General features: G+C 63.9%; 20 protein-coding genes, 1 tRNA gene and 1 pseudogene. 8 read left to right on the forward strand and 14 right to left on the reverse strand.

What is annotated here, in order from left to right; genetic code table 11:
• Positions 1 to 144: 144 nt before the first annotated feature.
• On the reverse strand, positions 145 to 468 hold the full coding sequence (locus AC0L3H_RS05270; protein ID WP_027152084.1) for a winged helix-turn-helix transcriptional regulator: 324 nt from the start codon (positions 466 to 468) through the stop codon (positions 145 to 147).
• A 409-nt stretch (positions 469 to 877) separates the two neighbouring features.
• On the opposite strand from AC0L3H_RS05270, the gene AC0L3H_RS05275 reads away from it, so the two are divergent.
• From AC0L3H_RS05275 to AC0L3H_RS05285, 3 genes are all read left to right on the forward strand, one after another.
• Positions 878 to 1849, forward strand: a complete 972-nt coding sequence (locus AC0L3H_RS05275; protein WP_473584734.1) for a quinone oxidoreductase family protein — start codon at positions 878 to 880, stop codon at positions 1847 to 1849.
• Positions 1850 to 1902: 53 nt separating this feature from the next.
• Positions 1903 to 2031 (forward strand): hypothetical protein, encoded by a 129-nt coding sequence (locus AC0L3H_RS05280; RefSeq protein ID WP_023796963.1) that lies wholly within the window; start codon positions 1903 to 1905, stop codon positions 2029 to 2031.
• A gap of 470 nt (positions 2032 to 2501) precedes the next feature.
• Positions 2502 to 4247: an adenylate/guanylate cyclase domain-containing protein gene (locus AC0L3H_RS05285; protein ID WP_473584735.1), complete on the forward strand. Its 1746-nt coding sequence runs from the start codon at positions 2502 to 2504 to the stop codon at positions 4245 to 4247.
• A 259-nt stretch (positions 4248 to 4506) separates the two neighbouring features.
• On the opposite strand, the gene AC0L3H_RS05290 is transcribed toward AC0L3H_RS05285, so the two are convergent.
• The 6 genes from AC0L3H_RS05290 to AC0L3H_RS05315 all read right to left on the reverse strand — a co-directional run bounded on the left by AC0L3H_RS05290 (position 4507) and on the right by AC0L3H_RS05315 (position 10934).
• On the reverse strand, positions 4507 to 5583 hold the full coding sequence (locus AC0L3H_RS05290) for an S-adenosylmethionine:tRNA ribosyltransferase-isomerase (RefSeq protein WP_473584736.1): 1077 nt from the start codon (positions 5581 to 5583) through the stop codon (positions 4507 to 4509).
• On the reverse strand, positions 5580 to 6302 hold the full coding sequence (locus AC0L3H_RS05295) for an SDR family NAD(P)-dependent oxidoreductase (protein WP_473584737.1): 723 nt from the start codon (positions 6300 to 6302) through the stop codon (positions 5580 to 5582). Before AC0L3H_RS05295 ends, AC0L3H_RS05290 begins: the two co-directional genes overlap by 4 nt.
• A 344-nt stretch (positions 6303 to 6646) precedes the next feature.
• Positions 6647 to 7042, reverse strand: coding sequence for a (R)-mandelonitrile lyase (locus AC0L3H_RS05300; RefSeq protein ID WP_473584738.1), 396 nt, complete (start codon positions 7040 to 7042; stop codon positions 6647 to 6649).
• Positions 7043 to 7179: 137 nt separating this feature from the next.
• Complete coding sequence (locus AC0L3H_RS05305; protein WP_473584739.1) at positions 7180 to 9297, reverse strand: xanthine dehydrogenase family protein molybdopterin-binding subunit; 2118 nt, start codon at positions 9295 to 9297, stop codon at positions 7180 to 7182.
• Positions 9294 to 10292 carry an FAD binding domain-containing protein gene (locus AC0L3H_RS05310; RefSeq protein ID WP_473584740.1) on the reverse strand — a complete coding sequence of 333 codons (999 nt, stop codon included), beginning with the start codon at positions 10290 to 10292 and terminating at the stop codon, positions 9294 to 9296. Before AC0L3H_RS05310 ends, AC0L3H_RS05305 begins: the two co-directional genes overlap by 4 nt.
• Before the next feature lie 3 nt (positions 10293 to 10295).
• The gene (locus AC0L3H_RS05315; RefSeq protein ID WP_027152089.1) at positions 10296 to 10934 is read right to left on the reverse strand and encodes a (2Fe-2S)-binding protein; all 639 of its coding nucleotides are present in this window, start codon (positions 10932 to 10934) and stop codon (positions 10296 to 10298) included.
• Positions 10935 to 11275: 341 nt separating this feature from the next.
• Here AC0L3H_RS05315 and AC0L3H_RS05320 point away from each other — a divergent pair, with 341 nt between their 5' ends.
• A complete protein-coding gene (locus tag AC0L3H_RS05320; RefSeq protein WP_027152090.1) occupies positions 11276 to 12169 on the forward strand; it encodes a LysR family transcriptional regulator in 894 nt (297 codons plus the stop codon).
• 732 nt (positions 12170 to 12901) lie between these two features.
• On the opposite strand, the gene AC0L3H_RS05325 is transcribed toward AC0L3H_RS05320, so the two are convergent.
• On the reverse strand, positions 12902 to 13552 hold the full coding sequence (locus tag AC0L3H_RS05325; protein ID WP_473584741.1) for a hydrolase: 651 nt from the start codon (positions 13550 to 13552) through the stop codon (positions 12902 to 12904).
• Positions 13553 to 13706: 154 nt separating this feature from the next.
• Between AC0L3H_RS05325 and AC0L3H_RS05330 the strand changes: the two genes are divergently transcribed.
• The 3 genes and pseudogenes from AC0L3H_RS05330 to AC0L3H_RS05340 all read left to right on the forward strand — a co-directional run bounded on the left by AC0L3H_RS05330 (position 13707) and on the right by AC0L3H_RS05340 (position 16433).
• A complete protein-coding gene (locus AC0L3H_RS05330; RefSeq protein ID WP_473584742.1) occupies positions 13707 to 14600 on the forward strand; it encodes a LysR family transcriptional regulator in 894 nt (297 codons plus the stop codon).
• 302 nt (positions 14601 to 14902) lie between these two features.
• A pseudogene (locus AC0L3H_RS05335) lies at positions 14903 to 15075 on the forward strand (pirin-like C-terminal cupin domain-containing protein); the annotation flags it as partial.
• 104 nt (positions 15076 to 15179) lie between these two features.
• Positions 15180 to 16433, forward strand: coding sequence for a DUF5996 family protein (locus AC0L3H_RS05340; RefSeq protein ID WP_473584743.1), 1254 nt, complete (start codon positions 15180 to 15182; stop codon positions 16431 to 16433).
• 116 nt (positions 16434 to 16549) lie between these two features.
• Here AC0L3H_RS05340 and AC0L3H_RS05345 read toward each other — a convergent pair whose 3' ends face one another.
• From AC0L3H_RS05345 to AC0L3H_RS05360, 4 genes are all read right to left on the reverse strand, one after another.
• Positions 16550 to 18421 carry an adenylate/guanylate cyclase domain-containing protein gene (locus tag AC0L3H_RS05345; RefSeq protein ID WP_473584744.1) on the reverse strand — a complete coding sequence of 624 codons (1872 nt, stop codon included), beginning with the start codon at positions 18419 to 18421 and terminating at the stop codon, positions 16550 to 16552.
• 363 nt (positions 18422 to 18784) lie between these two features.
• A complete protein-coding gene (locus AC0L3H_RS05350) occupies positions 18785 to 19270 on the reverse strand; it encodes an SRPBCC family protein (protein WP_473584745.1) in 486 nt (161 codons plus the stop codon).
• A gap of 4 nt (positions 19271 to 19274) precedes the next feature.
• Positions 19275 to 19586: an ArsR/SmtB family transcription factor gene (locus tag AC0L3H_RS05355; RefSeq protein WP_236378022.1), complete on the reverse strand. Its 312-nt coding sequence runs from the start codon at positions 19584 to 19586 to the stop codon at positions 19275 to 19277.
• 88 nt (positions 19587 to 19674) lie between these two features.
• Positions 19675 to 20334 (reverse strand): ArsR/SmtB family transcription factor, encoded by a 660-nt coding sequence (locus AC0L3H_RS05360; protein WP_473584746.1) that lies wholly within the window; start codon positions 20332 to 20334, stop codon positions 19675 to 19677.
• A 193-nt stretch (positions 20335 to 20527) separates the two neighbouring features.
• Between AC0L3H_RS05360 and AC0L3H_RS05365 the strand changes: the two genes are divergently transcribed.
• A complete protein-coding gene (locus AC0L3H_RS05365; RefSeq protein WP_473584747.1) occupies positions 20528 to 21775 on the forward strand; it encodes an MFS transporter in 1248 nt (415 codons plus the stop codon).
• Positions 21776 to 21927: 152 nt separating this feature from the next.
• On the opposite strand, the gene AC0L3H_RS05370 is transcribed toward AC0L3H_RS05365, so the two are convergent.
• Both AC0L3H_RS05370 and AC0L3H_RS05375 read right to left on the reverse strand, forming a co-directional pair.
• Positions 21928 to 22004: transfer RNA gene (locus AC0L3H_RS05370), tRNA-Arg, on the reverse strand.
• A 150-nt stretch (positions 22005 to 22154) separates the two neighbouring features.
• Positions 22155 to 23642, reverse strand: coding sequence for an ATP-binding protein (locus tag AC0L3H_RS05375; protein ID WP_091596434.1), 1488 nt, complete (start codon positions 23640 to 23642; stop codon positions 22155 to 22157).
• Positions 23643 to 23796: the final 154 nt, after the last annotated feature.

Below are 23796 nucleotides of genomic sequence, written 5' to 3' on the forward strand. Positions count from 1 at the left end.
CCCACTGTCAAACTGGAGGACGGCCAACAAGGCGCTGGTTCGACAGTTCGTCGACGATATCCTCGTCATCGGCCGTTGGAAAGTCTCGTCGGGTATATCGTCAGCGACGTGAAAGTGCGAACCGCAGTCGCTTCATCGCGGCGATCATTCCGGCTGACCCGAGCAATGGAACTGTTCACCCCAGCGGCATAAGCCCTCTGCCCCGGCACAGAGCGTCGATCCGCTTTCCGTCAACGAATAGACGACCTTCGCCGGAGAACCCGGATGGACTTTTCGGTTCACAAGCCCGTCTGCCTCAAGTTCTCGCAGCTGCTGCGTCAGCATCTTTTCGCTGATCGCCGGAATTGACTGCCGCAGCCGGCCGAACCTGCGTGGTGTCGCGCCGAGTTCGCAGATGATGTCCAGCTTCCACTTGCCGGAGACCATCTTTATCGCGGTTGCAAAACCATTCTCGGTGGGTTTGTTCACCTTGCCCTCCTTACCGGCAGGTAACCACTTACGCATCCGTGCGTATTGGTGTCGCGCTTCCCAAATCATAGCTCTTCCTCGGAACGACAAGCGAGCCGAGCGTTGCGCCAATCAAAATATGGGATGTCGGAATGATGCCTGCAATCGGTGCCTGGACACTGGACGTATGGGATAGGCGCTCGCCCGCGCGCTGCTTGAAGCGGAATATCGCACGACCGTCCGGGACAGGACAGCAAAAGGGACAGGAAGGCGATCCAAGCCTTCATCATCAACCAATCATGGGACGCCTCCGAAAAGCGAACACCTGCTTCGCCGGCGCGAAACAACAAATCACGTCGGCGAGGCTCGATTGACGACCGCTGGAAGCGGTGGCCGTTTCATGACCAACAGTATTTTTAGGAGAAAAAGCATGAGGAATGCAAAACCGGATACAATGCAGGCCGCCGCCATCGACCGGTTCGGTGGAGCCGAGCTGGTTACTGTGCGAGCCGTGCCAGTGCCCGAGGTCGGGCCGAGCGATGTCCTAATCCGCGTCGAAGTGGCGGGCGTGGCCTCGTGGGACGCGCTCGAGCGTGAGGGTCTCTACGACGGGGCTTTCGGAATGCCGTCGACATTCCCCTATGTGCTCGGCTGGGACTGCGCGGGCGCAGTCGTCGCCGTTGGCAGCCAGGTTAGCCGCTTCAGGGAAGGCGACCGGGTGTACGCTGCATCCATGCCGCTTCCCAAGGGTGGAACCTATGCCACCTACGCAGTGACGGATGCGGAGAACGTTTCGCTCATCCCCGCCAAGCTCACGATCGAGCAAGCGGGCGTCATGGGCTGGGATGCGTTGACCGCGCTCAGCGGCCTGGAAGAAGTCGGCCTAAAGCAGGGCGATACAATAATGATCTTCGGCGCCAGCGGCGGTATCGGTCACATGGCCATCCAACTCGCAAAACGATTGGGCGCCCGCGTATTGGCGGTGGCTTCAGGCGATGACGGCGTGGCGCTATCGCAGCGATTGGGCGCCGACGCGGTCGTCAACGGGCGCAAGGACGATGTGGTGGCGGCCGCTCGTGAATTCGCCGCCGGCGGCCTCGACGCTGCCCTTGTCACCGTAAGCGGTGAGGCGGCCGACCGCGCGCTGAGGTCAGTGCGCGACGGCGGTCGGGTCGCCTGCCCGCACGGCGCGATGCCCGACCCAAAAGTCCGGCCCGGCGTGGAGCTCATTCGCTACAACGGCGCCCGCAGCCAGGACGCGACCGACAAGCTTAACCGCCTGATCGACTCTGGCCCGTTCGACGTCCATGTCGCCGGTACATTCCCGTTCGACAGGGTTGTCGATGCGCACCGGGCGCTTTCCACCCACTACGTCGGCAAGCTCGCTTTGCGGGTGAGTTGAGCAAAGGTGGATCCATCAGACATCACCAGGCGTTGCGACGGCGGAACAGGATTATGACAGCCATGGAAATGTGCTGGCGCTTTCCCATCCGCCGATCGCCGCTGATCTGCCAGAAACAAAAAAATGTGCTGCCGTTTGCGGTCACCGACTATCGGCTGCAAATGGCGCGCCGGAGAGGATGAAACTGGGCACTCGTATGTGATTGCTGCGCCCATTGATTTCTAAGATCACTTCTCGGAGCGGAGGATCGGCTTTGCGCCACTTGCCGACGTCAGCACCTCTAAGCGCGAACGTCTGGTGTGATGCGGGCGTTCGTAAGGCATCTCGCTGTTACATCGCGGTGACAAAGCACCCGCCACGGTGGCGTCAACCGGTTACACAGAGCAGGAAGTATTTCCGGCCTTCTGGGAGAGTGGTCAGCGTCCCAGAGGCTGCGTGGGCGTGTCGTCGGTTGGCTGTTAGCGCGGCGACTGGAACGCTCCACGTCTCGCAAGCGGGATAGCGAAGTCTCGTGAAGGCAAGGTCAGCTGCGTTCTCCGTTCTGTATCGGCGGCGACTGGGAGAGATGGATACCATGCAAGTAGGGCGTCCGGAAGTTGGCAGGATATGGACGCGGGGCGGCCCGCGTGCTGGCGCTTGGCTGGGCGATGCAATGACCACGCAGCGCCGCCTCGCAGCGATCCTGGCTTGCGGCGTGGTCGGCTATTCGCGCCTGACAGAGCGCGACCAGCGCGGCACGCTCGAGCGGCTGAAGATCTACCGCAAGGACCTCCTCGAACCGCTGGTCTCCGAGCACCAGGGTCGGATCGTCAAGCTCACCGGCGACGGCATGCTGTGCGAGTTCGCGAGCGTCGTTAACGCGGTGACCTCGGCGATGGCGATCCAGCAGGCCCTGGCAGAACACGAGGCGGAGACGCCCGAGGAAGAGCGGATTCGCTTCCGCATCGGCGTCAATCTCGGTGACGTGGTCTGCGAGGAGGACGGCGACCTCTACGGCGACGGGGTCAACATCGCCGCCCGCCTCGAAAGCATCGCCGATCCCGGCACCGTGGTCGTCTCGGGCACCGCCTACGACCACCTTCAGGGCAAGCTCGACTGCGGCTTCACGCCGCTCGGCGACCTGCGTCTCAAGAACATCGAGCGGCCTGTGCGCGCCTACCGCGTCGAGACCGACGCCAGCGCCTCGGCGGCTGCACTGCCTCCCCTGCCCGACAAACCCTCGATCGCGGTTCTGCCTTTCACCAACATGAGCGGCGACCCCGACCAGGAATACTTCGCCGACGGGCTGGTGGAGGACATCATCACGGGATTGAGCCGGGTGAACTCCTTCTTCGTGATCGCCCGCAACTCGTCCTTCACCTACAAGGGCCGGGCGGTGGACCTGCGCCAGGTCGGGCGCGAGCTGGGCGTTCGCTACGTGCTCGAAGGCAGCATCCGCAGAGCAGGATCGCGGGTGCGCATCAGTGGGCAGTTGGTGGACGCGATCAGCGGACACCATGTCTGGGCCGACCGCTTCGAGGGCGACGTGAGCGACATCTTCGACCTGCAGGACAAGGTGACCGAGAGCGTCGTCGGCGCCGTCGAGCCGAGCATCCTGCTGCAGGAGATCAAGCAGGCGCGCATGAAGCCGACCGACTACATCAGCGCCTACGACCTCTACCTTCGCGCGCTGCCGCGCTTCTACAGCATGACGCGCGAAGGCTTTGCCGACGTGCGCCGGCTCACCAACGAGGCGCTCAGCATCGACCCCAGCTTCAACTTGGCGAAGGCACTCGGCGCCTATATCCGCAGCCTATCCGTAAGCCAGTGCTGGCACGAGCCCGACGATATCCGAGTCGCCGCGCGCATGGCGCGCGAGGTATTGGCTGAAGCGCGCGACGACCCCACGAGCCTACGCTTCGCCGCGCAGGTGATCGCCTACAGCGCGAAGGACTACGAGATGGCGCTGGGCACGATCGAACGATCCCTGCTACTCAACCCCAATTCGGCGCAAGGCCATACGGGCAGCGGCTGGGTGAACGCACATTCCAGCCGCCCGCTCGTCGCGATCGAGCACTTTCACAGGGCAATGCGGCTGAGCCCGGTCGACCCCGAGAAGGGCATCGCGCTCTCCGGCATCGGGATGAGCTACCTGATGCTCGAGCGCTACGAAGAAGCGCTGGCATGGGGAGAGCGCGCGCTGCACGAGATGCCGAACTACGGCTCCTCGCACCGGGTGGTGATCATGGCGCTGGTCAAACTCAACCGGCTGGATGAGGCGCAGGCGGCGGCGCGGCGGCTGATGGAGGCGTTCCCGACCTACACGCTCACCCTGCAGAGACAGATCAACCCGTGGCGAGACAAGGTGTTCGCCGAGAGTTACGTCGAGGCGCTGGGCATCTCCGGCGTGCCGGAGTGATCGTCGCGGTTGCAAAGATGCCCTCTCCTGCGCGTCACGTCCGGCTAGGCGACGTCCCTTGATCCCGCGTCGCTTCTGGAAGGACAGTTCTCTGGCCGGCTTGTCCGAGGACTGAGCGCTCCGATTGGCGCGCCGAAGAGATTCGAACTCCTGATCCCCAGATTCGTAGTTGCTAATGTCAATATAGTCGTTTTAAATCAATTGTTTAGTTAAAACATTGTTTTCCCAGAAGCCTTGGAAACTAAGATCATCGGATCGCCTATAGAGTGGAGGCTGCGTCTCGCGCACGGTTCGGGTCGTGCGACCAATCCAGGGGTTGCCGATTGAGCAGCATGGAATCGCCGAACTCATGCGCGCGGTATCGGTGCGCGGCGAAGGCTGCGGAGGCCTCGGCGAGCCGAGCATCGTCGGCAAAGGCGCGCAGGAGCTCGAAATGGCTTTCGCCCGGCTGGTGGACGCCTGTGAGAATCGCATCGACCACGCGAAGCGGCGTGCCCCGCGCGACGCGGCCCGTCGCAATCCCATTTCCTGCACGCACGCTGCCATCGGGATTGGCGGCCGCCTCAAGCGCGCGCACGACGCTCGTGCCGACCGCGATGATGCGGCTGCCGCGCAGCTTCGCCCGCGCGACCTGCGCCGCTGTGTGCTCGGGGATGCGGTATAACTCGTCGAAGGGAAGGCGCGAGTCGAGCGCGTGGTCCCCGGTGGAGGAAATGCCCGCGGCATGGGTGAGTGTTGCGAAGCCGACATCATGCCGCCGCCAGCTTTGAAGCGTGCGCCAGTCGAGCGCAAAGCCTGCCGATGGCGCCTCGAACGCGATCGGCCGGGCGGCAATCTTCGTCCAAACATCCCAAAGTGCCAACGGCTCGGGAACATGCGCGTATTGGATCGGCCGGCCGTGCTGCGCCAGTCCTGCAAGCACAGCTGCGCGGTTGCCCAAGAAGCGCAGCTCGAGAAGGCGGGGATGGTCGAGAAGGCGCTCCACAACGGCTTCAAGCGGGCCGAGCCGGAGGCGATTGCCCGGTGACAGTGGAGGGGCAGGCAGCCGATCTTCGGTGCGCGTGCGGTGATCGCCCGCGCCGAAGGCAATCGCCACGAAACGCGTTGGATCGGCAAGTGACAGCCAGCCCGCCAGGCGGATCTCGATCGCTTCACTGCTTGGGACATGCGTGCCGTGCAAGCTGGCAGGCAAGGTCGCGGCGTCATTGGCGACGACCAGGTCGTCGGGCTCGAACAGCTTCGCGAGGTCGGCGCGCGGCAGGTCGGTCATCGCGCCGTCCGCCTTGACGACCAACAGCCTGGCGGAGCGCCGATCCGGATGGTCGGCGGCAATCATCCACGTGCCCCGGCGCGAAGTGCTGCGCCAGCCGGCAAGGCGTCAAGCATCGTTTCGATGATCTCGGCAGCTGCCAGATCGGGTTGCTTCAAGGTGGCCGGATCGGCGTCAGGAAGCGCCAGCGCGTGCAGCGGGGTGTCCATATCGCCGGGGTCGAGCGCGAGGAACCTTATGCCATCGTCTTTCGCCTCCTCGTCCCAGATCGCCGTCAGATGGGCAAGAGCGGCCTTGCTCGCACCATACGCGCCCCAGCCAGGATAGGCGTTCACCGCCGCGTCGCTGGAGATGTTGATCACCAGCGCGCCACGGCCCTCGCGCGCCGACGTGGCAAGCGCACCGAACAGCGCTTTGGTCAGGCGAAACGCGCCGACGAGATTAACCGCAAGCGCTTTTTCCAGATCCTCGCACTCGGTGTCGGCAAGCAGCGCAAGCGGCACCGGCCCGAGGCTCGATGCATTGTTGATAAGGACGTCGAGCCCGCCGAGGCTGGCGGTGACCTGCAACGCGATCGGGTAGATGTCGTGCTTTTTGCCGAGGTCGCCGACAATGCCGTGTGCGCCCGTCTCGTCAGCGATGCGCTCGACGTCCGCGGCAGTGCGTGCGACGAAGGCGACGCTCGCACCCTGCCCGGCGAGCTGCCGCACAAGCGCCAGTCCGAGACCGGACGTGCCACCCGTGACCGCTACGCGAAGTCCGTGGAAATCCATGTTCGTCAGCATTGCCGATGCTCCTTCGATCCGTGCAAGCCAATGCTACAAGCTCAAGTTAACTTGAGGTCAAGCGTTCATTGCGTGGATCGATGCGTGAACTTTCCTTCTCCCCTTGTGGGAGAAGGTGGATTGGCGCGCAGCGCCAAGACGGTTGAGGGGTGCTGGACGGAGTGCGGCAGAGCCAAGCTGGAACACCCCTCATCCGACCTCGCTTCGCAAGGCCACCTTCTCCCACAAGGGGAGAAGGAAGAGCGCATGCGCAGCCGCGATCGGTGCCGAGTCGGCAGCGTGCTCCATAAGATTTCGGAGCAGCGAGACCCCGCAACGCGCGAGACGCCGGGTGCCGCCGACGTTCAGCTGCGGTATTGTTCGTCGCTGACTTTCTCCAGCCATTCGACCGGCTTGCCATCAAGCGATTCCTGGATAGCGAGATGCGTCATCGCCGTGGTCGCAGACGCGCCGTGCCAATGCTTCACGCCAGGCGGAATCCAGACGACGTCACCTGGCCGGATTTCTTCTACTGGCGCGCCTTCGCGCTGGACCCGGCCGAGACCGGCCGTGACGATCAGCGTCTGGCCGAGTGGGTGCGTGTGCCACGCGGTGCGGGCGCCAGGCTCGAACGTGACGCTGGCGCCACCAACGCGCGCCGGCTCGGGCGCCTGGAAGAGCGCATCGATGCGCACGGTCCCGGTAAAGTAATCGGCCGGCCCGGGGCCGGACGGCTGTGATCCAACTCGCGTGATCTTCATTGTCTCATTCCTTCCTTGGACAGAGGCTGCGCCAACCTGGCCTGCTGCAGCCACAGCGGCGAAAGCACTCGTCGCGGCAAGGACGTCTCTGCGGGTGATGATCATGTCTCAAGCCCCTTCGTTTTCGACGAGATGGATCAGAGCAGCTTGCCCGGCGTGATCGGCAGTTCGCGGATGCGCTTTCCGGTAGCGTGGAAAATGGCATTGGCGATCGCTGGCGCGACGCCGACCAGCGCGATCTCGCCGAGGCCCTTCACGCCGAGCGGGTTCACGTGCGGGTCGTGCTCATCGACGAAGATCACGTCCATGACAGGCGGCGCGTCGGCGTGCACCGGCACGGCGTATTCGGCGAGATTGGCATTGGTGACGCGCCCGTTGCGGGGGTCGACAATCGAGTGCTCCATGAGCGCCATGCCGATGCCGCCGATCATCCCGCCGATGCACTGGCTGCGGGCGATCTTCGGGTTGACGACGCGGCCGGCGCCATAGGCGCCGACCATGCGCCGCACGCGCGTCTCGCCGAGATCGGGATCGACGGCCACCTCCACGAACACGGCGCCAAAGGCGTGCATGGAAAACCGCTTCGTCTCATCTCCGGGAGCGACGTCGGCCGTTGCCTCGATGACTTGGCCGAGACGCTCCATGGCCTCTTCGAGATCGTTGGCGCCGGCGCGTGCCAGCGCGTCGCCGCGCGCCTTGCGGCAAGCCGCCTGCACCGCACTGCCGACGCTCGCCATGGTCATGGAACCGCCGTGGATAGGGGCGCGCGGCAGGCGGGTGTCGCCAAGCGTGAACTTGACCCGCTCGATCGGCAGGCCCAGCGTGTCCGCCGCGACCTGCGTCATCGATGTCCATGTGCCGGGTCCCATGTCGCTCGCTGCGCTCATCACTTCGGCAGTGCCGTCCGGCAAGAGCCGGGCCATGGCCGAGGCGGGTGCATAGTTCATCGGATAGGTGGCGCTGGCCATGCCCCAGCCAATCAGCGAGCGCCCGTCGCGCATGGAGCGCGGCGCGGCGTTCCTTTGTGCCCACCCGAAACGCTCGGCGGCGGCCCGGTAGCACTCTTTCGTCGATCGGCTCGAGAACGGGAGATCCCTAAATTCGTCCCGGTCCGGCTCGTTGCGCAACCGCAGTTCGACGGGATCCATGTTCAGCGCGACCGCCAACTCGTCCATGGCCGATTCGAGGGCATAGATGCCGCTCGCCTCACCGGGCGCGCGCATGTAGGTCGGCGTGTGGACGTTCATCGGCGCGATGCGATGGCGCGTGTGGACGTTCGGGCAGGAGTGCAGGAACCGGGTCGCGCTGAGCAGCGCCTCGGTGAACTCCTCGTAGGTCGAGGTCTCCTGGTGGCCCTCGTGCCGGATGGCCTGGAGCTGGCCGTCACGGGAGGCGCCAAGCGCGGCCCGCTGCACCGTGTGAGGACGGTAGCCGACGCCGTAATACATTTCGCGCCGCGACAGCACCAGCTTGACTGGCCGTCCGGCTACACGGGCGCCCAGCGCGGCGAGCGTGACATGCGGCCAGCAGCGCAGCGCCGAACCAAACGCGCCGCCGACGAAGGGCGAGATGACACGCACGTTCTCGGCAGCGATGCCGAACACGGCGGCGATCTCCTCGGCGACGTTGTGCACCCATTGTGTCTTGTCCCACAGGGTCAGGCTGTCGCCCTGCCATGAGGCAATGGTGGCGAACATCTCTATCGGATTGTGGTTCTCGCGCGGGATCACATAGGTCTGGTCGACCCGGAATTCCGCTTGTTCGAAGGCGCTGTCGGGTTGGCCTCGCCGTATCTCCCACTCCGCCGGTTTCCCGGTAGGCAGAACTGGATCGACGCTTTCCATGTCGGTGGCCGCCGCTTCGTGCCGGTAGGTAACCCGCACGACCTCCGCCGCGTAAACCGCCTGTTCAAGCGTCTCGGCGACCACCAGCGTGATCGGCTGGCCCTGGTGGGTCACTCGGTCGTCCTGCAGCACATGCAGGCGCTCGCCAACGGCTGCGTCGGGGAGGCCCTTATGCGGCTGGTAGGCGAGCCTGGGCGCGTTGCGGTGCGTCACAACCGCGATTACGCCGGGCGCCCGTTCGGCCTCCGCCGTGTCGATGGATGCAATGCGGCCGTTCGCGACAATGCTCCTGACGACGGCGGCATGGGCGAGGTCGGGTACCTCGAACTCGGCGGCATAGGTCGCGGCGCCGGTAACTTTCAGGCGGCCATCGACGCGGCTGACGGATTTTCCGATCAAGGCAGCAGTCATGCGCGTGCTCCCGCGATTTCGACCGCACGCACGATGGCGCGCTGCATGAGTTCGATCTTGAAACCGTTGTCGCCGCGACCCCGTGTGCCGTCTGCTGCGAGCGCCGCCGCCTGGCGGAGCACCGCTGGCTCGAAGTCGGCGCCGGCGAGCGCGGTCTCGACGTTCGACAGGCGCCAGGGTTTCGTTCCAACGCCGCCGAGCGCTACGCGGGCCTGCCGGATGCGAGCGCCATCCGTCTCGATTGCGACTGCGGCCGAGACCACGGCGAACTCGAAGGAGGCGCGATCGCGTACCTTGAGATAGTGAGACCGCAGTCCTGCCGCCCTGGCCGGGACCGTGATCGCGGTGATCACTTCGCCCGGTTTCAGGACGGTTTCGAGGTGCGGCGTATCGCGGGGAAGGCGATGAAGATCGGAGAGCGGCACGGAACGGTCACCGCCAGCTCCTCGGAGCTCGACCGACGCATCGAGCGCCACCAGGGCAACCGCGAGGTCCGACGGGTGAACGGCGATACAGTCGTCGCTCGTGCCGAGCACTGCGTGCCAGCGGTTCTCGCCGTCCAATGCGGCGCAGCCGGAGCCAGGCACGCGCTTGTTGCATGCCTCGTAGCCGACATCGCGAAAGTAGGGACAGCGTGTGCGCTGAAGCAGATTGCCGCCCATGGTCGCCTGGTTGCGGACCTGCGGGCTCGCCGAATTCAGCAGCGCCTGGGATATCAGAGGGAACTGCTCGACCACAGCTTGATGGGCGGCCACCTCCGCCATCGTGGCGGCGGCGCCAAGCCTCAGGCCTTGCGGACCGATCTCGATGCCGTCGTCGAGAACTCCCGCGAGGCTCACAAGCCGATCCGGTCGGCGGACATTCTCCTGCAGAAGCTGCACCATGTCGGTGCCGCCGGCGATGTATTCGACCGGCGCATCATTGCGGCCGGCCTGGGCGCCGAGGGCGAGGACAGCGGAAAGGTCGCGCGGACGTTCGAGCACAAAGGGATGCATGGCTCAGCCTTCCTGCGTCGAGTTAGACACGGCGGCCGCGTCCTGGATGGCCGCGACGATATGGTCGTAGGCGCCGCAACGGCACAGATTGCCGCTCATCCATTCGCGGATCTCCTGCGGCGACCCGGCATGGCCTTCGCTGATGCAGGCGACGCCGGCCATGATCTGCCCCGACGTGCAATAGCCGCACTGGAAGGCATCGCGCTCGATGAAGGACGCCTGCAACGGGTGGAGCTCATCGCCCTGCGCCAATCCTTCGATGGTTTTGATTTCGCGGCCCTGAGCGAGCGCCGCGAGCGAGAGGCACGCCTTCACGCGCATGCCATCCATCAACACCGTGCAGGCGCCGCATTGGCCGAGGCCGCAGCCCTTCTTCGAGCCCGTCAGATGCAGGTGCTCGCGCAGCGCATCCAGCAGCGTCGTGCGCGGGTCGAGCGAAAGCCGGTGCTCCGTCCCGTTGATGCGCAGCGACACATCGAGCGGCGCCGTCGCGGCGCCAGCAGCCTGTGCCAGCGCCGGAGATATAGCTCCGGGCACGAATTGTTCTCCTAAAAGAGCACCGCCAGTCACAGCAGCCGCTTGCATGAGCTCCCGGCGCGTTATGTCCGAACTGGCTGTCGAAGTTCTTTGGCTATCAGACATGTCGATTGTCGCTTTCGTGATGATCCGCCAAATTCGCGGCCCAAGATATGGATGGCCCCCGGCCCGAAGACACGCTGGGTGCGTGTGCGACGCTAAAAGCATAGGGCGCTTGAGGCGCCTTGATTAGCGCCCGCTCCCCGATAGGACCTATCGGTCGGGGCCATGAATGGCAGCGACGCGAATGAACTGCCGCCGGTTCTTGCTTCATCGTCATTGCTCAGACGGGGTTCGCGCCACCGTCCGGAATTTGCGGTGCTCTCGGCAATCGCGATCGATTGAGTGTGTGCAGTTCGCTCGATTAGTCCGTATAATCCGCCCAAACTTATGGGGCGGAACCATAAATGCAGCGCGGACGACTCGATATGCTTCTGGCCTTTCTGGCGGTTGCGCGGGAGGGCAGCTTCACGCGCGCCGCTGCGCAGCTCGGAATTTCGCAGTCCACGCTCAGCCACACGGTTCGCGATCTGGAAGAGCGCCTGGGCATTCGGCTGCTGACGAGAACGACCCGCAGCGTTTCGCCTACAGAGGCCGGCGAGCGGCTGCTACGCAATATCGGCCCGCGCTTTGAGGAGATCGAGGCCGAGGTCGAGGCGTTGAGCGAATTGCGGGAGAAGCCCGCCGGCACCATTCGCCTCACGGCAAGCGATCACGCGTTCAACGCCGTCATCTGGCCGAAGCTGGCGAAGCTCCTGCCGGACTATCCCGACGTCACGGTCGAGGTCTTCCTCGACAACGCACTGACGGATATTGCTGCCGAACGGTTCGACGCGGGCGTGCGAATGGGAGAGCGTGTTGCAAAAGACATGATCGCGGTGCGCGTCGGACCGGACATCCGCTTCGCCGTCGTCGGGACGAAGTCGTATTTCGCCAGGCGGCCGCCGCCAACGACGCCGCAGGAGCTGACCGAACACGTTTGCATCAACCAGCGCTTTTCCATCAATGGCGGGCTTTGGGCCTGGGACTTCGAGCGCGATGGTCGCGAGCTGAAGGTGCGGGTGGACGGCCAGATCGTCCTCAATGGCACCCTCGAGATTCTCGAGGCGGCGCTGGCTGGTTTCGGCCTCGCCTATGTGCCGGAGGATGTCGCGGAGCGTCATCTGGAAAGCGGCCGCCTGATGCGGGTGCTGGATGAGTGGTCACCGCCCTGGCCGGGATACCACCTCTACTATCCAAGCCGTCGCCAAGCGTCGCCGGCTTTCGCCCTGCTCGTCGATGCGCTCCGCTTCTCGGGTTGAGGCAATGCAGTCCTGTTGAGGTCCAATGGGTCGTGACATCCGCCGAGGAATGCGGCGGCCCAGAATAAAAGCGCCCTGTAGCGATCCTTCGCGCCCCCTCTGTCCTGCCCTCTTTGCCCAAGACTCGGCATCTCCCCACAAGGAGGGAGATTGGCAGTTCGCGGACAGCGTTCTTTTTGCAAGGTTGGTGGTTGGCGAAATCATTGATGAAGGCCGATCTCCCCCAAGTGGGACCCAAGTGGGGGAGATGCCCGGCAGGACAGAGGGGGGCGCTGTCCCTCGGCGATCAAAGGTTCTGCACCGCAGCAACGCTCCGAGGTAACGGCATGGATCCCAGGGTCTTCGCCGCGTCGCTGCGCTCCTTGCTTCGCCCTAGGATGACGAATGCATGATGGCCTGTGGCTAATCCCCAGCGTCAGAGATGACGGCTGCGGGAAAGCCGCCAAAAAACCGGCCATGCCGCCAACGCCTGACAGCGCAGCCAGGATGAGGCCGAGCGGAACCGGGTCCATGTCCGGTCGAACCAGGCCGACGTCCCCGCCTATCGCCACAACGGAGAGGCAGGCGAGGCCAACGATGATTTCGGGCCAGCCGGGCAAGCGGGTGCGGCATTTGCGTGCATCGGAAACTGTTCGCGACATTGCAGGGGCTTCTCTGCAGGACGAGGATGGCGAGGGCCGGCAAACGGATCGATCCCGACGCTCACCGAAAAGCTCGCCATCCCGGCCCGGATCAGCCTTCGCTCGGCACCGGCGTGTTGAGCAGCTGCTGCTCCCACAGGTACGCCATGCCGCTGCCGGCCATGTGATCCTTGAGGAGCTCGATCAATGCAGGCAGGGTCTCGGCCCTCGTGTAGTCGCGCTGCCATTCGCACGCGAGCGCCATCCAGGTCATCATGTTGCAGCCGGCCGCGATCATGCGCTGGATCGCCACCTCATGGGCTTCAACCGACACACCGCCGCAGGCGTCCGTGATGACCGTGACGTCCCATCCTTCGCCAGCAGCCTGGATCGCCGGCATCGCGACGCAGATCTCCGTGAACAGACCGGCGATGATCAACTGCTTGCGGCCGGTCTTCTTGACCGCGTCGACGACCTTCTGGTCTTCCCACATGTTGATAAGCATCCGGTCGATCACCTCCTGGCCAGGGAAGACGTCGGTGATCTGCGGAAAGATGAGCCCGCCTCGGCCAGCGAGCACGCTCGTGAGGATGGTCGGTACGCTAAATGCCTTGGCAGCCTTCGCCAGACCCGCAGCATTGTTGACCGCCATATGCGGGTCGTGGCTGTTCAGGTTCGTGAGCTGGTAAGGCTGGTGGTCGATCAGAACGAGTACCGAGTCTTCGGGACGAAGAAGCGAATCAAGGCCGTTACGGGGGGTCATCAAGACTTCCTTTCTCTGCCGTTGTGGGCGGCAATGGGTTCACGCGGAGACATGCGCCGGCGGGCGACGTTGCCTTGGCGCAATTTGCTGTTCCTTTGGGTGATGGGGTAGTGCCATAGTCAGGCAAGCTGTGTCGCGAAATGAGGAACGTCGATTGGACATCGAAGATCTACAGACATTTGTCGCAGTGGCCGATGCAAGGGGCGTATCGGCCGCAGCGCGCCGGCTCGGCGTCTCCAAATCGATCGTCAGTCGGCGACTTTTCCGGATAGAAGCAGAGCTTGGCGTCCAGCTGCTTGCACGAACGACCCGCGGCGCCGCGCTCACCGAAGCGGGAACCACTTTCAGGGATCATGCGGCCCGGGCGAGCGCCGAGATCGACACGGCCAGGGAAACGATTCTCCCGACCGGTGAGCTGCGCGGCCGCCTGAGGGTTGCCATGCCGCTTACTTTCGGCGCGACCCACTTCGCCCCCGTGCTCGCGGAAATGGCGCGTCTGCACCCGAAACTTCACATCCATACTTCCTACAGCGATCGCTTCGTCGATCTCATCGCAGAGGGTTTCGATTGCGCGGTCCGGGGCGCCTACCTTCACGACTCCAACCTGGTCGCGAAGCGCGTCGGGCCGATCCATGGAAAGCTTGTCGCGAGCCCGGATTACATCAAGGCGCACGGGTCACCCGAGTCTCCGGACGAACTCGTCACCCATCAGGCGCTCATGCAGGGAACAGAAGCCTGGCAGTTCATGGATGGCGACAAGATTGTTACGGTCCAGCCGCAGGGCAGGTTCAAGGCTGACAGCGCCACGGCGCTTGCCGCCGCCGCAGTGGCAGGTCTCGGCATCGCCTGGCTCCCTGATTGCATCACGCATGAATATGTGGCCTCCGGCGCGCTGGTCCCGATCATGACACGCTATCCGGTACCTCCGGGGGCCGCATATGTCGTCCGCCCGCCGGGTCAGCATCCCACGCGGAAAGTGCGGGTGCTCACCGAGTTGCTGATCGAGTATTTCAAACAGAACCCGGATCTTTGGGGAGTTGATCGTTAGAACGCGAACGGTTCAAAGCATTGTCAAGGAACCGTGTTCGACGGTCGCACTACTGCGAGCCGTCGCGTTCGGCGACATCGCCCGCACGTTCCACTTGCTGCGACACAGCTAGACGTATCACAGGACTAGTTGGGCAGACGGTCGCTCGCCAGTTTAGGCATTTGTCGGCCGAAAGCGCTCTTCCCGCTCGCGGTTCGGATTAGTCGAAATCGGGCATTCGCATCGGCAAGGGCGAGGCTGTCTGGACGGCCTAAGTGAGGATGACGCGCATGAGTTGGAACCCAGCAATCGAACCGGGCAGCGGCGCAACGCTCAGCGGACCGCGCTATATCTGGTGGAACTCGTCGCCTCCTCGAAGGACCGCATCGAAGAAGCGAAGGCCGAATGGCGCGCCGAGGGCTGGGGCAAGGGATGTTTCGATCTCCCGATCGATGACCGAGATGAGCACATTCCGTACCGGACTGACCGGCGCTAAGAATGACCGGCGCTAGAACGAGGTCGCCTGGGTGCACTGACCCGGGCGGTTCAGACGAGATGACGCGTCGCGTGCCGGATATGTTTCTGAATGGAGAAAGCACAATGAGCAACAAGTGGCCCCACCTGGATTACCTCGGCTGGCGCGAGACGTGTTCGGCCCTGCATCTCTATTTGCAGATCGCCGGGAAATATCGCCTTGCTCATACCCCGTGGCTCAACCATTCCTGGAACGCGACCTTCTATGTCACGCCGCTCGGCCTGACCTCCTCGCCTATCCCCGACGGCCCGGGCATCGAGATCCTCTTCGACCTTCGGAACCATATGGTTGTCGGCGCATGCGGCAATGGTCGCATGGCATCGTTTGCGCTCGGGCCATCCACAGTCGCGGCGTTCCACGCGAATTTCGTGCAGTTGATTTCCGAATTTGGAGGCACGCCGACCTTTAACGGCAATCCGAACGAGGTGCCCAATCCCGTGCCGTTCACCGAAGATCATCGCGACCGGCCCTATGACCGGGAAGCAGTTCAGCGCTTCCATCACGCATCGGTGGCGGTCGACAGGGTATTCAATCGGTTCCGGACCTCCTTTCTTGGCAAGTCCAGTCCCGTTCACCTGTTCTGGGGCAGTTTTGACCTGGCCGTCACCCGCTTTTCAGGGCGGCGCGCGCCTCTCCATCCCGGCGGCATTCCTTCATTGCCCAACGATGTGGCACAGGAAGCCTACGACCGCGAGGTCTGCTCAGCCGGTTTCTGGCCCGGCGGTGGCGGCATCGATTACCCCGCCTTCTACGCCTACGCCTATCCGGCGCCGAGTGGCTTCCGGGGCGCCTCGGTCCGGCCCGAGGGCGCGTTCTGGCATGAGGGCCTATCGGAATTCATCCTGCCGTACGATGCCGTTCAGTCGGCTGCAAATCCCGACGCGGCGCTTATGGAGTTTCTCGTCTCGACCTACGACGCTGCGGCCGATCTCGGAAGATGGGACCGCGACCTGCTGGACTGCATGCCGGGGCGGCGGGGTCAGGCGCGGCCGCATGACGCCGAGCAGCCAGGCCCTGCCTCTCCCTTGACCGTCGAAAAGGTCGAGCGGGAGGATACCGCATCGAAGGGACGCTACCGGATGCTCGTCGACGGCATCGAAGCTGAGATGACCTATAGCCGGGCCGGCGAAGGGTTGATCATCATCGACCATACCGAAGTTCCAGCGGCGTTGCGCGGCCGCAAGGTCGGCGAGCGACTGGTACGCCAGGCCGTCGAGGATGCCCGGCGCGAAGGGGTCGCCATCATTCCGCTTTGTCCGTTCGCAAAAGCGCAGATCGACCGTCATCTCGAATGGCAGGACGTGCTGCGTCGGTCATAGGCTGCTCGTAACTTCCTCCACCCGCCAACGTACCGGCGTGGAATGGCAAAAATTGGCGCGTTCAAATGGATGAAACTGGGCACCGCTATATGATTGAAGTCGCTCTGTAAAAACTGTCAGGCGGACTCAGGAGCCTTGGCCTTTGCGAGGTCCTGCAGGAACTCTTCCATCAGCGGCCTGTCACCGAACCGGCGGTAAGCGCGCTCTGCTTCCAGCGAGAATGCCGGATGCGCCTCGACCAGCCTTGCCATCGTCTGCTGGGCTGCCTCGACCTCGCCGCCCGCGCTCTGCAAAGCGGCCTGAATCAGAAGGCAGTTTGCATCGCGCGGCGCCCGGATCAGGCATTCTTCTATGACGGCGGAAGCCTCGTCGCGGCGGTCAGCCGCGTAGAGCGCCTGCCCGTGCACATAGGCGTAGTACTCGGGCGCCATCGGATGAAGGCGGCGGGCCCGCTCTGCGTTGGCGACGGCATCATCATATTCCCCGAAGCGAACCTGCGCCTTTGCAAGCGCCATCATGCTGTCGGGATCGTTGGGGTTGAGCTCCACAGCGCGACGTGCGGCCTGCAAGCCGCCTGAATAGTCGCCCTGCAGGGCAAGCCCGAAGCTGATGACCTGATAGCCAAGGCCAAGATTGGGGTCGAGACGGACCGCCTGCCGAGCTTCGCTAAGCCCAAGATGGAGTTCCGGCGCGTTTTCCCGGCCGTCACCGCTCTGCGCCACGCTGGCAATAAAGGTCAGCGCGAGGCCTGCGCGGGCGGCCGCATAGGACGGGTCCATTTCAAGGGCGCGCTGGTAGAGGCCCCGCGCCTCCAGAATGTCCTGCGGGTCATCGCCGCCGTGCCGGTAGCGGTTGCGGGCCTGCAGCACGAGGTCATAGGCCTGCAGATTGTCGGTCGGGCGTTCCGCTGCCGCCGCCGCCTCGCTCCTGCCGATATAGGGCGCGATCTGCGCGACGATTTCAGTGGTCAGCTCGCTCTGGACGGTGAACACGTCGGCGACCTGGCGGTCAAAACTGCGCGACCACAGATGCGCGCCTGTCTTTACATCGATCAGCTGCGCCGACACGCGAAGCTGGTCGCCTTCACGGCGGGCGCTGCCTTCAACCACATAATCGACGCCGAGCTTCGCCCCGAGCTTGCGCACGTCCATACCCTGCCCGTGCACGGCGTAGGTGGAATCGCGCGCGATGACCTGCAGCTCTGAATTGCGGGCAAGGGCTGTCGTCACATCCTCGGCCAGTCCGTCCGCGAAATACGATTGCTCGCCGCTGCCGCTCATCGCGGCAAAAGGCATGACCGCCACTGACGGCCGGGGGTCGGCGCGGCCCTGATCCATCGACAAGACCGCCGGGATGCGGCTGACCATGGCTGCCAGGGGGAGCGGCTGGATTTGGGTGCCGATGAGGATGAGGGCTATGGCGGCTATGCCATAAGACCAGCGGGCGGCGGTGCTGCGCAGCACCTGCGGCACGTGCCGCCATGGCGACCACGCAGAGCCCGCGCGCCTTACGCGGTAGACGTTGAGAAGTTCGGGAATGTTCTTGGCCCGCCTGCGGCCGATGCGGACGAACCTGTCCGCGCTGTTGCGGTCGGCCGCCATCACCACGGCGCCGCTGACGAATATCTGCCCCGGATCGCACATGGCCTCAAGACGGGCGGCCACATTGACGCCGTCGCCGTATACGTCGCCGTCATCTTCGATGACATCGCCAAGATTGATGCCGATGCGCAGCTCGAACGGGCCCTTGTCGAAGCCCTCCTGTATGGCCAACGCCGCATCGACCGCTTCGTTGACGCTGGGAAACATGGCGAGAAAGCCGTCTCCCGCCGTCTTGACGATGCGCCCGCCATGGCGGGCAGTGGTCGGGTCAATGAGCTCATCAAAAACAGCGCGCAGCTTCGCGTAGGTGGAAGCCTCGTTTTCAGCCATCAGCAGGCTGTAGCCGACGATATCGGCGGCCATGATTGCCGCGAGCTTGCGTTCCATCAGCATTATTCCTGAGCGGCGGCCATTGCAGGGACTACTACGCCTGACATTTAAGACGACGCACGCTTCAAGATTAGACCCATAATCCCGAATAGGCTTATCATACAGCTCACAAATGCGTGACCATTGTGGCCTATACCGTTCTGACCTTCGTCAGCCATCATCTGCTTCGTCCGGAGCCGTCCCCGCATCCGAAGCGGCGTTGGGCATGCTGGTCGGTGTGATTAATGCGCCTACGCTTGTCGGGCTCCGGGTAGGGAAGGGATGTTATTCGCGGCAGTGTCGCCACCGCGAATAATTCCTGAGCTTATGGGATTGCAGGCCGCGAGACCGGATTCGGTCCGCTGCTTGCGGATGTGGCCGTCAGGCCCGACGCCCGAACAGGTCGGCGTATCGCTGCAGGTAGAGCGGCCAGCCTTGATCGGCGGCGACACCATCGCGCACGCTTTCCCAGCCGGCGCCGTGGCGCTCCAGTTTGCGATGCTCGAGATCCAGGCGGGTCCGATTAGCCGTCTCGGCAGTGAAGCGGACTTCCCACTCGCTTGCCTTGTTCGGATCGGTCTCCAACCGCCATTGCGGACTGATGTCCCAACTGAGCAGCACACGGTGCGGCGGCTCAAAAGCCAGCACGCGCGCCCAGCGGCACTCGCTGCCGTCGGCGCCCCGATCATAAATATGGCCGCCGACGCGCGGCTCGAACACGGTCTCGGCGATCGGCACGGCGAGCAGATTGTGCTCCCTGGGCTTGAACTTGCCAAAATCCTCCGTGAAGACCTCGAAGGCGCGCTCGATCGGCGCATCGACCACGATCGAGTGCCTTATCAAGGTGTCTGCTGCTTGCGTGTTCATTTTTTCACTCCTTTCGCGGTTGTTCGACAGCTTGCTTGAAGGCAGCGAGCGTCTTCATCCAGAACCGGTCGAGCTCTGTGCGAAGCGCCGCCAGCCCGTCGGGTTCGACGCGGTAGATGCGGTGCTTGCCAGCCGGCGTGTCTGCAACGAGCCCTGCCTCTTTCAACACCTTCAGATGCTGCGAGACCGCCGACCGGGTCACCGGCAGGGCACGCGCCAACTCGGTAACCGAACGCGGATGCTCGACCAAGAGTTCGAAGATCGTGCGCCTGGTGGGGTCGCCCAGGGCGGTCCAGCTGTTGTTCACGTTAGTCACTACTAACGCGTTAGCACGGACTAACTTGATGTGTCAACCTTGCTACGGCAAAAAGGACTGAGTGAGGGGACTTTGAAGTTGAAGTCGATCAAGCCTCGACAGCTAAGCCCGCGTCACGCCATTCGGGCAGGCCATCTTCCATGCGGCGTGCGCGGAAGCCGTGCTCACGCAGCAATGCGACCGCCTCGAACGACATCACGCACCACGGTCCGCGGCAGTAGGCGACGATCTCGGGCTTCGCCTCGAGGTCGGACAACCGCTGCTGGAGTTGGCCGAGGGGGACGTTGATCGCGCCGGGCAGATGTCCGAGCGCAAACTCATCGGGCGGTCGGACGTCGATGACTGTAACGAGTCCGTCTTTCATTCGCGCGGCCAGCTCTTCCCGGGACACGGGCTCCATATCGTCGCGCCGGTCGAAATAGCCCCTCACGATGCGTTCGACCTCGGCCGAATGCCGCTCGGCAACGACTCGAATGGAGGCGAAGGCGGCAAGTACGCTTTCATCTGCGAGCCGGTAGTTGACGAACTTGCCATCGCGCTCTGACGCCACCAGACCGGCGCGGCGCATCGCCTGGAGATGCTGCGAGACATTCGCCACCGGACGCGCAAGCTTGGCGGCCAAGGCTTCCACGCTGCGCGGACCCTGCGCGAGTTGCTCGATCAGTTCCAGCCTCTGCGGATTGCCCAGAGCCTTCGCGACAACCGCGAACTGCTGGTAAAGTGCCTGCTTCGGATTGCGGATTGACATCAGGGTAGCAGCCACGCTAGTTCATTCAACATAATTATTGAATGATGCGTATCACACGGCCCCCGAGGAGACAAGTCCGTGGCCGAGAAGCCCCTTCAATCGCTTAGCAGCCTTGGCTCCGGCTCTGACGGCTCCCGAACGGGATTGATGTAGTGATGGCCGCACGCACCCGAGCCATCAATGCCGGTGCCGCATGACAACGATCGCGGCGCCAGCAGTGAGCCTCGGTCTCAAGGCAAACTGGCGGCAGTTCGCGCTGCTTGTGCTTATCAATGCATTCGTCGGCGGCATGGTCGGCATCGAACGCACCGTCGTGCCGTTGATCGGCTCAGAGGAATTCGGGCTCGCCTCGACCACGCTGGTCGTCTCCTTCATCGTCAGCTTCGGCGTCGTCAAGGCGCTGGCCAACCTTGTCTCCGGACAGCTCGCCGACAAATGGGGGCGCAAGCGCGTGCTGGTTATCGGCTGGCTGTTCGGCCTGCCGGTGCCCTTCATGATCATTTGGGCGCCAAACTGGAACTGGGTCATCGCCGCCAACGCGCTGCTTGGCATCAGCCAGGGCTTCGCCTGGTCGATGACCGTCATCATGAAGGTCGACCTTGTCGGCCCGAAGGGGCGTGGCCTCGCCGTAGGGCTCAACGAGTTTGCCGGTTACCTCGCAGTCGGGATCACCGCCTTTCTCACCGGCTATCTCGCCAGTCGCTACGGTCTGCGACCAATCCCGATCTATCTCGGCGTCGGCTACGCAGTGCTGGGCACGGTGCTCTCGATCCTGCTCGTGCGCGACACGCTCGATCATGTGCGTGCGGAACTGGCGAACCATCCGCGCGAGGCCTCACCCCTTTCCTTCCGCGAGGTCTTTGCGTTGACCTCCTTTCGGGATCGCAACCTCTTTGCCGCTTCGCAGGCCGGGCTGGTGAACAACCTCAATGACGGCATGAGCTGGGGCATCTTTCCGCTCTTCTTCGCAGCCGGCGGGCTCGGTGTGGAGCGCATCGGCATTCTGAAGGCCGTCTATCCCGTCACCTGGGGCGTGCTGCAGGTCGTGACGGGACCGCTCAGCGACCGATGGGGCCGCAAGGGCCTGATCGTCGCCGGCATGTGGGTGCAGGCGTCGGCGCTCTTTCTCACGGCGCTGACCTCGAATTTTGGCTGGTGGCTGGTGGCGAGCCTCCTGCTTGGTCTGGGCACGGCGATGGTCTATCCGAGCCTGATCGCCGCGGTATCGGATGCGTCGCATCCTTCATGGCGCGCCCGCTCGCTCAGCGTCTACCGATTCTGGCGCGATCTCGGCTACGCGATCGGTGCGCTGTCGGCGGGACTGATCGCCGACTTCTTCGGCCTGGCGTGGGCGGTTGCCTCGATCGCCGCCCTCACTTTCCTGTCCGGTACTGTGGTCGCTTTCATGATGCGCGAAGGTCATGCCGGACGAAGCAGTTGAACGTCGCCTCGGATGCGTCCGCCTCCGCCGCGACAGCGTCGGGTTCCTGAAGTGCCACTCGCGCGAAATCACACAAAAAAGCAACCGGCCGTTCAAAACCGTTTCAAAAACCGATTTGAAACGGTGTCGCGCCGCTAACTGATTGAGATTATTGGCGCGCCCGAAGAGATTCGAACTCCTGACCCCCAGATTCGTAGTCTGGTGCTCTATCCAGCTGAGCTACGGGCGCGCAACAGGTCATGCTTTGCATGGCCCGCGATCCGATCCTTGACGACCGGCCGCGATGTGACGTGTTCCCTAGCGACTGAATTTCCGAAAAGCAAGCCGATCCGGCAAAAGTTTTGCTGTTGTGCCTTGGCGAGGATCGGGCGGGCGCGGATCAGGCGGGACGGCGCAGGCCGTTGCGGGCCTGGTCGAGCCGGACCGGCTGGTCGGGAATGGTGACCGCGAATGTGGTGCGGCCGCCTCTGCTTTCGACAAGCTCCACCGTGCCGCCATGGGCGCGGATCAGTTCATAGGCGATTGCCAGGCCAAGGCCGGTGCCACCGCTGCGGGCCGAGCCGCGGAACGCCGCAAACAAATTCTCGCGCGCCTTCGGCGGCAGGCCGGGGCCGGTGTCGGTGACGGTGATGCGGCTGACGCTGCCGACGCGCTCGGCCGACACCGACAACCGACGCACCACCGCGCTTTCCGCGTCCGCCGCCATCGCCTGGACGGCGTTGCGGCAAAGATTGGTGAGCACGCGAAAAAGCTGATCGGAATCGGCATCGACCTCGAAAGCCAGATCGACGGCATTGACGAATTCGATGCCGCCTTCGGTGTCGAGCAGGCCGTGGACGTCATCGACCAGCTGGCGCAGCCTGAGCCTGCGGCGCGAGGGCGGCGGCTCCTGGGTGCGGCCATAGGCAAGCACACCTTCCGAATAGGATACGGCACGATCGAGCGCGCGCAGCAGTTTTGGCGCGAAGGCCTGCACGGTCGGGTCCTTGACCTGGCGCAGACGGTCCGACATCAGCTGCGCCGACGCCAGGATATTGCGCATGTCATGGTTGATCTTCGACACGGCGAGGCCAAGGTCGGCGAGATGCTTCTGCTCGGAGAGCATCTTTTGCAGCCGCTCCTGCATCTGCGAGAGCTCGCGCTCGGCAACGCCGATTTCGTCGGCGCGGGCAGCAGGGCGGATGATCCGCCCGGGGTCGTCGGGAGCCTCGGAGAAGGCCAGCATCGAGCGCGTCATCGTCCGTATCGGGCCGATCATGATCAGGTCTATGGCGGCATAGACCAGCATGGCGGTGAACAGCGAGATCAGCAGCGAGACGAAGGCGACGTTGCGCGAATAGATGAGCATGGCATTGCGCAGGCTGTAGTCGGGCATGATCAGCTCGAATTCCTTGTCGCTGTCGCCGACCGGCCCGAAAACGCGCAGCATCCGCTCGCCGCCGAACAACAGCGTGTCCAAGGCGCCGGTCATGCCCTCGATCAGGCCGACATTGGCAATGTCGATATGCTCGTCGACGTGCGGCGGCATCTCAGCCACCACCAGAAGCCGCGAGACACCGCCGTCGCGCACGGCGATCGCCTTGGCGCCGATCGCCATCAGCACATCGTTCTGGGCAGCGCGCGACAGCGAGGCGGGCTCTCCCTGCACCAGCACGATCGAGACGGCCGCAGCAGTGCTCAGCCTCTCTTTCAGCCAGCTCAGCCGGTAGCTGGCGATCCAGGGCAGAAAGATGAGGACCTCGGCCAGGAGCACGAAGACGATGGTGAGCAGCAGGAGCTTTGTCGACAATCCACGCGACAACGGCACCCTGCGGGCGGCTGCGGTCGCCCGATCGGTGCTTTCGTCCGCGGATGGGATTTCACTCATGCTGCTTTTTCACGATCACTTGATCGGCCAAGATTAGGCCATTGCGGCTTTTTTGCCAATTTCATCCTTCGTCCCAATCAGGGATAAGACCGCCCAGACCTCGGCCACACGCCAGCCGTTGGCCCGAGGCGCCGGAATGTCGAGGCCGGATTGA

Source organism: Mesorhizobium sp. WSM4816 (assembly GCF_055811535.1).